The organism is Janthinobacterium sp. GW823-FHT06H09, from assembly GCF_058794735.1.
In genome coordinates this window covers 23,050-36,700 of sequence record NZ_JBXAHC010000002.1, presented here as the reverse complement: position 1 = coordinate 36,700, position 13,651 = coordinate 23,050, and the positions used below count along the sequence as shown (strand labels likewise).

10 protein-coding genes and 1 pseudogene are annotated in these 13,651 nt (G+C 60.3%); 4 read left to right on the top strand and 7 right to left on the bottom strand.

Features of this window, described 5'->3' with window-relative positions; translation table 11 throughout:
• Positions 1–86 precede the first annotated feature (86 nt).
• Positions 87–839 carry an SDR family oxidoreductase gene (locus AC1Q6X_RS02750; protein WP_492494942.1) on the top strand — a complete coding sequence of 251 codons (753 nt, stop codon included), beginning with the start codon at positions 87–89 and terminating at the stop codon, positions 837–839.
• Positions 840–998: 159 nt separating this feature from the next.
• Here AC1Q6X_RS02750 and AC1Q6X_RS02745 read toward each other — a convergent pair whose 3' ends face one another.
• Entirely contained in the window at positions 999–2,624 is a 1,626-nt protein-coding gene (locus AC1Q6X_RS02745; protein ID WP_492494940.1) for a response regulator, read from the bottom strand.
• A 350-nt stretch (positions 2,625–2,974) separates the two neighbouring features.
• On the opposite strand from AC1Q6X_RS02745, the gene AC1Q6X_RS02740 reads away from it, so the two are divergent.
• Both AC1Q6X_RS02740 and purL read left to right on the top strand, forming a co-directional pair.
• Entirely contained in the window at positions 2,975–4,039 is a 1,065-nt protein-coding gene (locus tag AC1Q6X_RS02740; protein WP_492494938.1) for a GGDEF domain-containing protein, read from the top strand.
• 184 nt (positions 4,040–4,223) lie between these two features.
• A complete protein-coding gene (purL, locus tag AC1Q6X_RS02735) occupies positions 4,224–8,261 on the top strand; it encodes a phosphoribosylformylglycinamidine synthase (protein ID WP_492494936.1) in 4,038 nt (1,345 codons plus the stop codon).
• 119 nt (positions 8,262–8,380) lie between these two features.
• Here the strand turns inward: purL and AC1Q6X_RS02730 are convergent, their stop codons facing one another.
• Positions 8,381–9,445, bottom strand: a complete 1,065-nt coding sequence (locus AC1Q6X_RS02730; RefSeq protein ID WP_492494935.1) for a ParA family protein — start codon at positions 9,443–9,445, stop codon at positions 8,381–8,383.
• 159 nt (positions 9,446–9,604) lie between these two features.
• Positions 9,605–10,261 (bottom strand): annotated as a pseudogene (locus AC1Q6X_RS02725) (lipid II flippase family protein).
• Between the two features lie 319 nt (positions 10,262–10,580).
• Between AC1Q6X_RS02725 and AC1Q6X_RS02720 the strand changes: the two are divergent.
• Positions 10,581–11,036 (top strand): tellurite resistance TerB family protein, encoded by a 456-nt coding sequence (locus AC1Q6X_RS02720; protein WP_492494933.1) that lies wholly within the window; start codon positions 10,581–10,583, stop codon positions 11,034–11,036.
• Positions 11,037–11,062: 26 nt separating this feature from the next.
• On the opposite strand, the gene AC1Q6X_RS02715 is transcribed toward AC1Q6X_RS02720, so the two are convergent.
• The 4 genes from AC1Q6X_RS02715 to AC1Q6X_RS02700 all read right to left on the bottom strand — a co-directional run bounded on the left by AC1Q6X_RS02715 (position 11,063) and on the right by AC1Q6X_RS02700 (position 13,450).
• Positions 11,063–11,590: a hypothetical protein gene (locus tag AC1Q6X_RS02715; protein WP_492494931.1), complete on the bottom strand. Its 528-nt coding sequence runs from the start codon at positions 11,588–11,590 to the stop codon at positions 11,063–11,065.
• 63 nt (positions 11,591–11,653) lie between these two features.
• Positions 11,654–12,046 carry a hypothetical protein gene (locus AC1Q6X_RS02710; RefSeq protein WP_492494929.1) on the bottom strand — a complete coding sequence of 131 codons (393 nt, stop codon included), beginning with the start codon at positions 12,044–12,046 and terminating at the stop codon, positions 11,654–11,656.
• Positions 12,047–12,079: 33 nt separating this feature from the next.
• Positions 12,080–12,529: a hypothetical protein gene (locus AC1Q6X_RS02705; RefSeq protein WP_492494927.1), complete on the bottom strand. Its 450-nt coding sequence runs from the start codon at positions 12,527–12,529 to the stop codon at positions 12,080–12,082.
• A gap of 186 nt (positions 12,530–12,715) precedes the next feature.
• Positions 12,716–13,450: a helix-turn-helix transcriptional regulator gene (locus tag AC1Q6X_RS02700; protein WP_083287099.1), complete on the bottom strand. Its 735-nt coding sequence runs from the start codon at positions 13,448–13,450 to the stop codon at positions 12,716–12,718.
• Positions 13,451–13,651 lie beyond the last annotated feature (201 nt).

Below are 13,651 nucleotides of genomic sequence, written 5' to 3'. Positions count from 1 at the left end.
ATCGAATTTCAAGCATGAGCGCATAGTTCTTCCCACGGCAGGTCAGCCAATGCTGGTTGACCCTGAATCACCTACAGGAGAATTTTATGTCCCGCTTGCAAGGAAAACGTACTCTTATCACCGGCGGCACCAGCGGCATCGGCCTTGAAACAGCCAGGCAGTTCCTCGCCGAAGGCGCACGCGTCATCGTCACCGGCGTCAATCCGGAATCCATCGAGAAGGCGAGGAAAGAACTCGGCGCCGAGGTTCTCGTGCTGCGCGCCGATTCCGCCAATGTCGCCGCCCAACAGGAGTTGGCGCAAGCCGTCCAGGCGCACTACGGTCAGCTCGATATCGCCTTTCTCAACGCTGGCGTATCCGTCTGGAAGCCGATCGAAGCGTGGACGGAGGAAATGTTCAACCGATCGTTCGACATCAACGTCAAGGGTCCCTATTTCCTGATCCAGGCGCTGCTGCCAGTGTTAGCGAACCCCGCATCGGTGGTGCTCAACACATCGGTCAGCGCGCACGTGGGCTCGGCGCATTCATCGGTATATGCCGCAACCAAGGCCGCATTCCTGAACTTGTCGAAAACGCTGTCGGGCGAATTGCTGGCACGCGGCATTCGCGTCAACGCCGTCAGTCCCGGCCCGGTCGAAACGCCGCTGTACGACAAGCTCGGCATCCCGGATGCCTACCGCGATCAACTCAACAAGGACATTGTCGCAACGATTCCGTTCGGCCGCTTCGGCACGCCGAAGGAAGTGGCCAAGGCGGTGTTGTACCTCGCTTCCGACGAGTCCCGCTGGACCGTCGGCTCCGAAATCATCGTTGACGGCGGCCGTGCGCTTAACGGCTGACGTCACACAACTGCCGAACTATACGGATGCGCCCGCTCCGAATGCGTGAGCGGGCTTCATTTTGAAACAGAGTATTCAAATTGCGCAAACGGCGGCGATGGGACGGCCCACCTTGTCGAACGGCTTGTTGTCGATTGACAGGCAGGGCGCAGGCAAGAGTCAGGTCGCAATACCATACTTGTGCTGCGTAGCCGCATACTGCTGCTTGAGCGACTCCAGCTGCGGATGCCTGGGGTCGATCTTGCGGATCACCTGCATCTGGTGCTGCGCCTGTTCAGCGAGCGGGGCTTCCCAGCCCAGCATGTTGAGCTGGCGCAGGATGGCCTCGACGGAGGCGAACAGCACGGGCAGGTTGCCCGGCGTCTTGCGCAGGGCCTGGCGCAGCACGAAGACGGCGCCCTTGAGTTCTCCGCTTTCCGCCTTGCTGGCCGCATCCTGCATCAATTCCTGCACCTGGTTCGTGATCTGCTGGCCCATGCCTTGCGCCAGGTCGTGGCGGCCCGCTTTTTCAAAGACATCGACGGCCGCTTCCATCGTCACGTCGCTGTCGGCTTCGTTGACGAGTTTCATCATGACGTCGGACGCGGCCTGTTCCAGGTTGTTCTTCAGGCAGCTTTGCACGAGGCCCACCTTCAGCTGCGTCGACAGGCCCCGCGCGTCGTCCAGGGCGGCGGCGGCCAGTTGCAGTTCGGTGGCGGCGGCGATGTCGTTGCCCGACAGTTCATGCAGCATGGCGGCCGAGATGGCGCGGCATGCTTCCACGTTGGCGCTGCCCCGCAGGGAGCGCTCCATGTCGCGCAGCACGCCGCTCGCTTGCGGCGCGTCGCCCTTTTTCACCAGCGTTCTGACCAGGTTGACGTGGTCTTCCGGGTCGCGGAATTCGGAGTACTTCGCCTTCGTCACGACCTGTTTATACGCTCGTTCGGCCGCGCCGATGTCGCCCGTGTCGAAGGCGATGCCGCCCAGGTGGCGCAAGCGGCGCACCATGTGCGGCGAGATGGCCACCGCGTCCTCGAGGATTTTCTTGGCCTGCAGTTGCTGGCCCATGGCTTCATGGTTTTGCGCCAGCAAGTCGTAGGCGGCCATGAAGCGGGGATAGGTCTCCACCAGTTCCAGCAGCGCTTCCTGCGCATCCTCGTGGCGCTGCTGTTCGAACAGGGTGCGCGCCAGGCCCAGGTGCGCCCAAGCCATGGGCCGCGTGGCCAGCATGTCGGCGTAGAGCTGTTCCGCTTCCTTCCATTCGTCCAGGTTGATGTGCAGTTCGGCGCGCAGGCGGGCGAAATCGGCCGCCAGGCGCGGGTGCTGCAGTTCGGCCGCGCGGCAGCTTTTCACGGCTTCGCGCAGGTCGCCCTTGTCGATCAGCTGATACGTGGGCAGAAAAACGGCGCGCCGCTCGATGGCGCGCGCGATGCGGCCGCTCAGCACGTCGACGGTGAACGGTTTTAATATGTAGTCGGACGGGGTCAGCTCCGCTGCGCTGATCACCTTGCTGTGGATGGCTTCCGAGGTCAGCATGATGAAGATCGTCCACAGGCCGATCAGCTTATGGTGGCGCAAGTCTTCCAGCAATTGCTGGCCATCCTGGCCATCCGTGCCGCTGCCAAGGTCGTATTCGCACAGGATGATGTCGAACGGTTTCTTCATCAGCAAGCGGATGGCCGTGCCGGCATTGACGGCATATTCCACCTTGGTGATGGCGGCCTGGTTCAGCATATTGTGCAGATTGCCCCGCATGCTGGGGTTCGGGTCGACGATCAGGACAGATAAGTCGCTAGTTTCTGGCATGGTTCAGCTCTCGTTCATCTGTTCGGTCATTTGCGGGAACTCTTCTTATATGTAGCTGCCTGGCAGTATTGTTTTTTATCAGCATACTGCAAAGCCGCCCGACACTGCCAGCAAAATGCATGCAATCGGGTGCCGTGCGCAAGGGCAGGCGCGTCCAGCGCCGTCCGGCGTTGTATTTCATGACATGAGCGCCCCTTGCGACGGTGCGGGCGCCTGTTTTTCCGGCCATTCCCTGACTACCGTGATAGTATTCTAAAATGCAACACCTGTTGCATGCCGCACCACGTCGCGGCAAGGCATGCGCAAGGCTTTAACGGGCGCTTTATCCCTCTCTGGTGTCGATACCCGTCATGCGCGTTCCTGAACTGTCTACCTTGCGGCGCATTGCCGTTCCCCTTGCCTTTGGCGGCAACAGCGAACAGCAGCATACGTATTTTGCGGAATTGCACCGGGTCGGCCTGATCACGCAAGTGATGGGCATCATCGCCTTCAGCCTGGCCTGGCTGCTGATGCCGCCGGCCTACCATCCGAACCTGACGCACGCCGTGCTGGCCTTGCTGGGCATGTTGGCGAGCCTGGCCGTGCGCGCCCGCTGCACCACCTTGCCCGTGCTGACCATGACGGGGGCCTGCGCCGTGCTGGCGCTGACCTTCGGCTTGCGCACCATGGCCGATGCTGTCCACCACGCCAGCTTCTGGGTCTTGCCCGTGGGTGTCTTCATGACCCTGGCCATCGCTTCCATCTTCAATGGCGGTCTCAGCTACCTGGCCGTGGTGGCCGGCGTGTGGTGGAACGTGGGCCACGGCCTGTATCCCGTCAACGCTGGCTTGCCCGACCAGCCCTGGGTGCCGTTGATGATCGCCGTCAGCGTGCTGTTCGGGCTGGCGCTGAACGTCAGCTTCAGCTTATTGCGCCTGCGTAACTATCACGCCAAGGTGGAATTGACGCGGCTGGCCTTCCAAGATAGCCTGACGGGCTTGAACAACCGCCGCATGTTCACGCAGCGCGCCCAGCAGATGCATGGCGCAAGCCACGGCGGCATGCTGCATTTCCTGATGATCGACATCGACGATTTCAAGATCATCAACGACCAGCAGGGCCACGATGCGGGCGACGCGGTGCTCATGCGCACGGCCGCCATCATCGCGGACAAGGCGCAAAGCCATCTGTGCGGACGCCTGGGCGGCGAGGAATTCGGCATCGTCTACGCGGGTGACCGCGAGGCCGTGCGCGCCTTCGCCGGCGCCCTGGTCGCCGCCGTCAGCCAGGCTTTCCATGCGGCACAGTTCGTGTCGATCAGCGTGGGCGTGGCCGAGCTGGACCGGGGCAAGGAGCTGAGCCACAGTTACCGACTGGCCGACGAGGCGCTGTACCTGGCCAAGCGCCAGGGCAAGAACCGCTATGTGATTGCCTGATCCTGTTGTTGCAAGTTGGCAAAAACTGCCGCTTTCAGGGGCAAAATGGCCGCAAAGCCATAAGTTCCGGTAATAAAGCAGGGGTAAAACGGGTATAATGCGCGCAAAGGAAATTTGCCGTACGAAAGATATTGTCATACCTACCTTTAACCCGCAGCCACGCTGCATCAACCACCTTCCAATCATGTTGATACTGCCGGGTTCCAATGCCCTGTCCCATTTCCGTAGCCACCGTCTGTTAAGCCAACTGCAAGCCGTCTCGCCTGCGATCGTTGCCGTGCAAGCACGCTATGTCCATTTCATCGATGCCAGCGCGCCCCTCACGGCCGACGACAGCACGCGCCTTGGCGCCTTGCTGACGTACGGCGAGCCGGCCCAGGCTGACAATACGGAAGGCGCTGCCGAAGAATTCTTCGTCATCCCCCGTTTCGGCACGATTTCGCCGTGGGCTTCGAAAGCCACCGACATCGCGCACAACTGCGGCATGGCGCACATCAAGCGCGTCGAACGCGGCATCGCTTTCCGCATCAACCTGAAATCGGGCATCCTGGGCAGCGCCATCGGCGCCGGCAAACTGACGGACGAGCAAGTACAGGCCGTGGCCGACCTGCTGCACGACCGCATGACGGAATCCGTGCTGCGCAGCGCCGACGACGCCAAGGACTTGTTCCGCACGCTGGAAGCGCGTCCGTTGGAGTCGATCGACTTGCTGGGGCAGGGCAAGCGCGCGCTGGAAACGGCGAACACGGAACTGGGCCTGGCGATGTCGGAAGACGAAATCGACTACCTGGATGCCGCCTTCACCAAGGCCGGCCGCAACCCGACGGATGTGGAACTGATGATGTTCGCGCAGGCGAACAGCGAGCATTGCCGCCACAAGATCTTCAACGCCGACTGGACCATCGACGGCGTGGCGCAGCCCAAGTCGCTGTTCGGCATGATCAAGAACACGCACGAACTGCAGCCGAAGGGCACCGTCGTCGCCTACAGCGACAACTCGTCCATCATGGAAGGCGCCACAGTCTCGCGCTTCTACCCGCGCGGTGCGAACCACGAATACGCGGCATCGACGGAACTGACGCACACGCTGATGAAGGTGGAAACGCATAACCACCCGACGGCCATCTCCCCATTCCCTGGCGCCTCCACGGGCGCGGGCGGCGAGATCCGCGACGAAGGCGCAACGGGCCGCGGCGCCAAGCCGAAGGCCGGCCTGACGGGTTTCACCGTGTCGAATTTGTCGCTGCCGGACGCCGTGCGCAGCTGGGAAACGGCCGCTTCCGTGACGGCGCCGCTGGCTGGCCGTGCGGACGCGGAGCAATACGGCAAGCCGGAACGCATCGCGTCGCCCCTGCAGATCATGATCGAAGGCCCGCTGGGCGGCGCCGCGTTCTCGAACGAATTCGGCCGCCCGGTCCTGGGCGGTTACTTCCGCACGTATGAGCAGAACGTCGGTGCGGATAAAGATTCCGTGTTCGGCTACCACAAGCCCATCATGATCGCGGGCGGCATCGGCAATATCTCGGCGCAGCACACGCACAAGAACGACATCCCCGTCGGCAGCCTGCTGGTGCAGCTGGGCGGCCCGGGCATGCGCATCGGCATGGGCGGCAGCGCCGCCTCGTCGATGACCACCGGCAGCAACACGGCCGACCTGGACTTCGATTCCGTCCAGCGCGGCAATCCTGAAATGGAACGCCGCGCCCAGGAAGTCATCAACGCCTGCTGGCAAATGGGCGCGGACAATCCGATCATCTCGATCCACGACGTGGGTGCGGGCGGCTTGTCGAACGCGTTCCCGGAAATCACCAACGACGCCAAGCGCGGCGCGATTTTCGACCTGCGCAAGATTCCGCTGGAAGAGTCGGGCATGGCGCCGAAGGAAATCTGGAGCAATGAATCGCAGGAACGCTATGTTCTCGCCATCGCGCCGGAAAGCCTGCCACTGTTCAAAGCCATGTGCGAACGCGAACGCTGCCTGTTCGCCGCCGTGGGCGTGGCCACCGAAGAGCGTCAACTCAAATTGATCGATCCGGAACTGGGCAACGAGCCGGTCGACATGCCGATGGACGTCTTGCTGGGCAAGCCGCCAAAGATGCAGCGCGACGTGGTCCACGTGGCCAACGATTTCCCGGCCATCGATCTGACGGGCATGGACCTGGTGGACGTAGCGCAAAAAGTGCTGCTGCTGCCGACCGTGGCCGACAAATCGTTCCTGATCACCATCGGCGACCGCAGCGTGGGCGGCATGACCGTGCGCGACCAGATGGTGGGACCATGGCAAGTGCCGGTGGCCGATTGCGCCGTCACCACCATGAGCTTCGAGGGCTACCTGGGCGAAGCGATGGCCATGGGCGAACGCACGCCGCTGGCCGTCATCGACGCAGCAGCTTCCGGCCGCATGGCCGTGGGCGAAGCCGTCACCAACATCGCCGCCGCCGCGATTGCCGACATTTCCGACATCAAGCTGTCCGCCAACTGGATGGCCGCCTGCGGCCAGCCTGGCCAGGACGCGGCCCTGTACGACACGGTGAAAGCCGTCGGCATGGACCTGTGCCCGGCGCTGGGCATCAGCATCCCCGTCGGCAAGGATTCGCTGTCGATGCGCACGACGTGGAAAGACGAGAGCACGGGCGCGGCGAAATCCGTCACGTCGCCGGTGTCCCTGATCGTTTCCTCGTTCGCGCCAGTGACGGACGTGCGCAAGTCGCTCACGCCGCAGCTGAAAACGGACCAAGGCGATACGTCCTTGATCTTGATCGACCTCGGTCGCGGCAAGAACCGCCTCGGCGCCTCGGCCCTGGCGCAAGTGTTGCAGCAGCTGGGCAATGAAACGCCGGACGTAGACAGCGCGGAAGACCTGAAAGGCTTCTTCGCCGCCATCCAGAAGCTCAACAGCGACGACAAGCTGCTGGCCTACCATGACCGTTCGGACGGCGGCCTGTACGCCACCCTGACGGAAATGGCCTTCGCCGGCCACACGGGCATGTCCGTCAACCTGGACATGCTGACCATGGAAGGCGAGCATTCGAGCGACTGGGGCGACGCCAAGAACTGGGCCGGCCAGGTGGCGGAACGCCGCAACGAACTGACCCTGCGTGCCTTGTTCAGCGAAGAGCTGGGCGCCGTCATCCAGGTGCGCGCGGAAGAAAAGTCGCTCGTCATGGACGTGCTGCGCACGTTTAACTTGGGCGCCTGCAGCCATATCATCGGCAAATTGAACGACCGCGACGTGATCGAATTCACGCGCGACGCCAAGCTGATTTACACCCAGCCGCGCGCGGACCTGCACCGCCTGTGGAGCGAAACGAGCTGGCGCATCGCCCGTCTGCGCGACAATCCGGCCTGCGCGGACGCCGAATACGACCGCCTGCTGGACGTGCAAGACCCGGGCATGTCGCCGATCGTCACGTTCGACCAGAACGACAACATCGCCGCGCCATTCATCGCCACCGGCGTGCGTCCGCGTGTCGCCATCCTGCGCGAGCAGGGCGTCAACTCGCACATCGAGACGGCCTACGTGATGCACCAGGCAGGCTTCACGGCCGTCGACGTGCACATGAGCGACCTGATTGCGGGCCGCGTGAAACTGGACGATTTCCAGGGCGTCATCGCCGTGGGCGGCTTCTCGTACGGCGACGTGCTGGGCGCGGGCGAGGGCTGGGCGAAAACGATTCTGTTCAACGCCAGCCTGGCGGAACAGTTCGCCCGCTTCTTCAACCGCACGGACAGCTTCGGCTTGGGTATCTGCAACGGCTGCCAGATGATGAGCAACCTGAAATCCATCATCCCCGGCGCCCACGCCTGGCCCAAGTTCACGCGCAACAAGTCGGAGAAATTCGAAGGCCGCTTTGCCATGGTCGAAGTCATGGATTCCCCATCGATCTTCTTCAACGGCATGGCCGGCACCCAGGCCGGCATCGCCATCGCCCACGGCGAAGGCTACGCCGACTTCTCGCAAACGGGCGACATCACCCAGGTCACCAAAGCCATGCGTTTTGTGGACAACAAGGGCGCCGCCACCGAAGCGTATCCGTACAACCCGAACGGCTCGCCGGAAGGCATCACCTCCGTCACCACGCCAGACGGCCGCTTCACCGTGCTGATGCCGCACGCGGAGCGCGTGTTCCGGTCAGTCCAACAGTCGTATCACCCTGAAGCATGGGGCGAGGATTCGCCCTGGATGCGCATGTTCAGGAATGCGCGGAAGTTTGTGGGGTAATTAGTGACGTTACTTGCGGCGCGGCGTCTTGGTTCAAGGCGCTGCTGCTGGGGTAGGAATGAGAAAGCCGCTGTCGGGAGACAGCGGCTTTTTTATATATAAAGAAGCATAAATACAACTTATGAATTCACGACTAGTTCGTGTACTTCATTTGCTAATTTTTCAAATGCTTTCTTGAACCTTCTGCGACTTACTTTCATGTTGTTTAATATTCTTCCGCTTTGCTCTATCTGTGCATCTGTTAATGCGAATACAGGTACATTGTGCTGTTGAGATTGTGCAATTAGTGAGTTGAAGTCGGAAATGTTTGCGAGATTGAACGGTTCGTCTGTCTCAACTGTGTTGGAGAATATTGTTCTATCAATGCTCATATTTAGAGGAGTGAGCGCAGGCACTAGAGAATTGGCTACCTCAGAATTTATGACGTCAATCCAGCGTTGGAATGATTTTGCTGGGAGGCCGCTTCGTGGGCGATATTTTTGAGATATAAATCCTAGAAATCTTGGAGGTGATTTTGGAATTGGATATATTATTTTTTCATCTCTAAATCTTTCAACTTCAGCATTCCAGCGTGGGAGGACTTTTGTTAGTGATTTTATCGCTTGAGCACAGAAAAAATCTGGTGCGGTTGGTACAATAAAATAATCGCTTGCCATCAATAAGCATTCATTTAATGCCCCTACGCTTGGACTCATATCTATTAAGACGTAATCAAAATCATATTCTTCAGCAGTTTGCCTAATAAATGCGCCTACACATCCCGGTATATTTCTAATTGCTGGAATCGCTGAGCTAGCAGTTAGTGCAACACTAATTTGAGTCTCAATTTCAGATAAAGAAATATTTCCACATAGTAAACTTAAATTTTTATTTTTTGTTTTTAATGGGGTTGCAGTTAAAACTTTCCCTAGTGATCCATCAATTACTGGTAAGAGACATGAATAGATATCGCAGTTTGGATTTGTTTCATAGAAAGATTCCGCATCATCAATTGAGCTATAGCCCATCACAAGGGATGTAAGATTGCATTGAGGGTCTGCATCAACTATCAGTGTTTTATAGCCTTTTCTTGCAAGCATCCACCCAAGATTGAAAGTTGTCGTTGTCTTGCTGACGCCGCCTTTGTGATTAAATAATGAAATTATTTTCACGAATTTCCTCTTATTTTGTTTGTGTTTTTCCATGCGGTATTGATTGTTTTAATTTGGCCTTCTTAAATTTTAATATTATTTTCGATTTGAAATTTCCTTTTGTATTATTTCTTGTTAATTGAAGTCGGAAGCGCGATTAGTAAAGGTTGAAGGTTGAATGTTGAAAGCAAGTGTGTGAGTGCTCTTAATTGATTACACAGCCTTCGCCACCCCCACAATCACCACCGCCGACGGTACCAGCAAAAACTGCGCAATCAGCGTCCCCGCCAATCTGCTCCCCACCAGCCACACCACCGCGCGCCGGAATTGCGATTCTTCGATCTTGCCCTCGATGACGTCATCCGTCATGCCCGACACCACGTGCCGATGAAGACGGCCATCATGATGGTGGCGCCGCCGTTGATGATCGATGACAGGGTGCTGGAGGTGACGCGCACGCTGGGGTCGAGCATGCCCGCATACAGGGCGGCGGTGTAAGATGGACAACGATGCGCCCACCGTCCACAGGGCCGTGGCGAGGACGCTGGAGACGGAGACGCCGGATTTTTGGTGCAGGCCTGTGACGTTGGCGGGCTTGGGCAGGCTGGCGGAGGTCTTGAGGCAGGACAAGCCGCCCTTGAAGACGGCGTGCAGCAGCAGTTTCGGTACCGACCTGTGCACCTGGAAGTGCTCGAAGGCGCGGAAGAAGGCGCGCTGGAAGGAATTCAAGGGGCGCGATACCAGCATCAGGATGCTGAACAGGGTCAGCCGCCGCGCGCGGATGCCGGCGATGCGCACGGAGTAGGCGAGGGTGGCGATGATGTGGATGATGAACGTCAGCGCGCAAATCAACAGCAATTGCTTGTCCATCACAACCTTGCAGTATGGAAAATGTAATTCCATGCTGCCATGAAATTATTTATTTTTCAACTGCAAATATGGCAATTTTCAAGTTAACTCGTTTTCGTCGTGATTTGTGTGTTTGTATGCTGTCGGCAGTTTTTCACCCCAAGGCAGAAACTGGGGTCAGACCCGACGGGTCTGACCCCGGCCCTTGTTCTGGGTTTTGCCATGCTTTCATCGGAGGCAAGGCTTGTTCCCGCCGCTTGCAATTCAGGCATGCGCCCTCAGTTGGGTGGGAGTGGCAACGGAGAGCGCTGCCGCACCCACACCAACCCGGAGGTACGCCATGAGTTTCGATTCCTTTCTGAGCAAGCTGAAGTCCAAGGCAAGCGAACTGAAAACCGAGGCACTGAAGTACAAGAACAAGGATTTCCTCAACGCCGCGATGGCGGGCTCGGCCCTGATCGCCATGGCCGACGGCAGCGTCAGTGCGGAAGAGAAGCAGAAGATGGTGAAGTTTATTGAAAGCAATGACGCGCTATCGGTGTTTACCACCGCGGACGTGATCAAGGCTTTCCAGGACTATGTCGGCCAGCTGGAGTTCGACAAAGATATCGGCGAAGCCAAGGCGTATCAGGCGCTGGGCAAGATGAAGTCGAATGTGGAGGCGTCGCGCCTGCTGGTGCGCATGATTATCGCCGTCGCTTCGTCGGACGGCAATTTCGACGCCAATGAGCAGCGCGTTGCCAGCAAGATCGCGCGCGAGCTGGGCTTGACTCCAGCGGAGTTCGAGTTGCAGTAAAGCCAGGCCAGCCGGCCCCGGCTGGCTTAACTCTTGTCCCACCACGGCGGCGTGCCCGACGACCAGGGGCACGCCATGTCCACTTCGCGTATCCTGTAGCGGATCTCGATCACCTGGCCGGGGCTGAAGGGACCGCGCTTCCAGTCGCCGGAATCAAAGACGTAGCCTTTGCCCTTGATGCAATGCGTGGTCGGATTGTTGCCGATGGGACCGGTAGAGTGCAGGGTAACGCGCACTTCGCCGTTGGCGTCCAGCGGGGCGTCGCCGCCCATGAACAGTGGATCCGAGCCGACGTCGCAGACAGTGGTGCTGCCTATCTTGCTGCAGCGCTTGATGTATGTTTGCTGGCGCGCCTGGGCCAGGTAATCGTCATGCCGCATCGGCTTGCCGTCGTCATAGGTAAAGCGCAGGATGACTTGCGTGGGCTCGCTGGCCGGATGGCGCGTGGTGCTGGTGCAGGCGGCGCTGACCAGAGCCAGCAGGGGCCAGGCCAGCAGGCGCAGGCCACCGCGCAGCAGCGTCGAGAGCGGATTGTTGCCGGGTGAGTGTTGCATGTGCCGTTGCCATCTGTCTCATGATCGGGGCGCCGATCATAGCATGTGCCGGCAGCGGTTCGGCTAGGGCGCGCCGCGATTCAATTCCTGCAGCACTTTCTTGCACAACACCCCATAGCCCACGCCCGTGCCGCGCTTGTGTGCGGCCAGGTCGTAGCCGGCGCTGATGTCGTCCCACGCCACGCTGCCGGGCAGGGGGCGCAGCTTGTCGTCCAGATCCATCTCGAAATGGATGAAGTGGCCGTCGGCGCTCAGCAGCTTGCCGTAGACGGCGGGCATGCCGGGCCAGGCCAGTTGCAGGTCGAGCATGAGGGCCGCCTCGAGCGCCACGCCATGGCTGGCCGCGCACTGGCGCAAGGCGTCCGGCAAGGGGCGGGCGCGCCACCAGGCCGCCGTCTGCCTGATGGCGGCCTGGGTCAGCGCATTTTGCTGTTGCACAGAATATTGCTTGCTCATGGCTGTCACCCATGCGGAAGGCGGCTTGCTGCATCAGCGCGATGCCAGGCTCATGCTTTGCACATGGGGGGGCACGATGTCGCCGCTGGCCAGTTTTTCGGCCGGCACCACCATCAGCACTTCGCCGCCCACGCTGCCATCGTCGCGCAAGTCGATGCGCATGGCCAGTTGCCGGTCGAGTGCCACGAAGCTGTTGCTGCCGCTGGCGACGATGCGGTGTTCTTCCTGATCATCGATGCGCGCATACATCATGGCGCCGATGCTGCCTATATTGCGCAGGTGGAGCACCTGGCCGTTCGACAACTCATAGCCGCCGCGGAACGGAGAAAATTCTTGCGCGCTCATGAAGTGCCTGTGGGCGGGCAGTTCGATCGTCTGCATGCGTCCGCCTGGAATGACGACGGTCTGGCTGTCGGGAAGCGTTTGTGCATTTGCCAGCAGGGCGCAGATGCCCAGGGTGCCGGCCAAGATCCATGTTTTCATTTTTCTACCCATCCTTGAACTTTGATGCCGTCCGCTGCCGGCGCGGCGATATTGTTGTCGATGCCAGGGAAATCGCGCCGGGTGGCCCGCATGCGCCGTGGTGACCTTGGCAAGGCGGGGGCGCCCGGTCTTGCCAGTGTAGGCAGGCAAGATGCCGCGCACATCATCCGATCGGATGACACGGCCTCAGGCATCCAACACGGTCAGGTGCGCCGTGGCGCCGTGGATCAGCGCGATCAGCTCGCCCTGGCGGCGTGTGTCGGTCTTCAAATAGGTGTGGTGCAGATGCGTCTTGACGGTATTGACGCTGATGCCGCCGCGCGCGGCGATTTCCTCGATGGTGGCCCCTTGCGCCAGTGCCTTGCCCACTTGCGCTTCGGCTTGCGTCAAGTCGAACAGCTGCCGCAAGGCAGTGACAGACGTGCTCGCTTGGGTGGGATCGCGCGCGATCAGCAGCGCGCATGGGGGCTGGCAATCGGCAAGCGGGGTGACTGTCAGGGCCAGGGGACCTTGCTGCTTGCGCGCCAGGCGCAGCGACTGGCATTGCGCTGCGCCGCCGGTGCTGGCGATGACCATGCGCACGGCGCGCGCCAGGTCGGGCGGCGCGGCGTGCGCCAGTTGCGCCGCATGCAAGGCGTGGCCGGCGGGCGTGGCGAAACGCAGTCCGAGGTTGGCGTCGAGCACCAGCACGATGGCGCCCATGGCGTCGAGCGCCGCCAGCGCGCAGTGGCTGGCCAGTTGGGCTTCGCGCAGGCGCTGCTGCAGGCACAGGGCGCGTTGCAGATGCGGCAAGAGTTCCTGCCATTGCTGGCCGCTCAGGTCAAAGCTGTCGAGCTGCGGCCAGTCGCCCGCGCCGCAGGCCGAGTCGTACATGGCGGCGATCAGTTTCCCCACATCCGCCGTTGCTGTACCTGTGTCCATGCTTGCCCCCAATCCTGACTACATCAATGTGCCGCAGGCGCGCAGGTGCGGAACTGGGTAAGGGCGGTGTTGCGCAGCGATTCGTCCCACCTTTGTGAGGAAGGTCTGTTCGCTGCCTTCTGTCCTGGGCAACTATCAAGATAGTACAAACGCTGCCCCACCGCAATGCGCCGCCGCCGATGTAATCGTGCTCCCGGATTA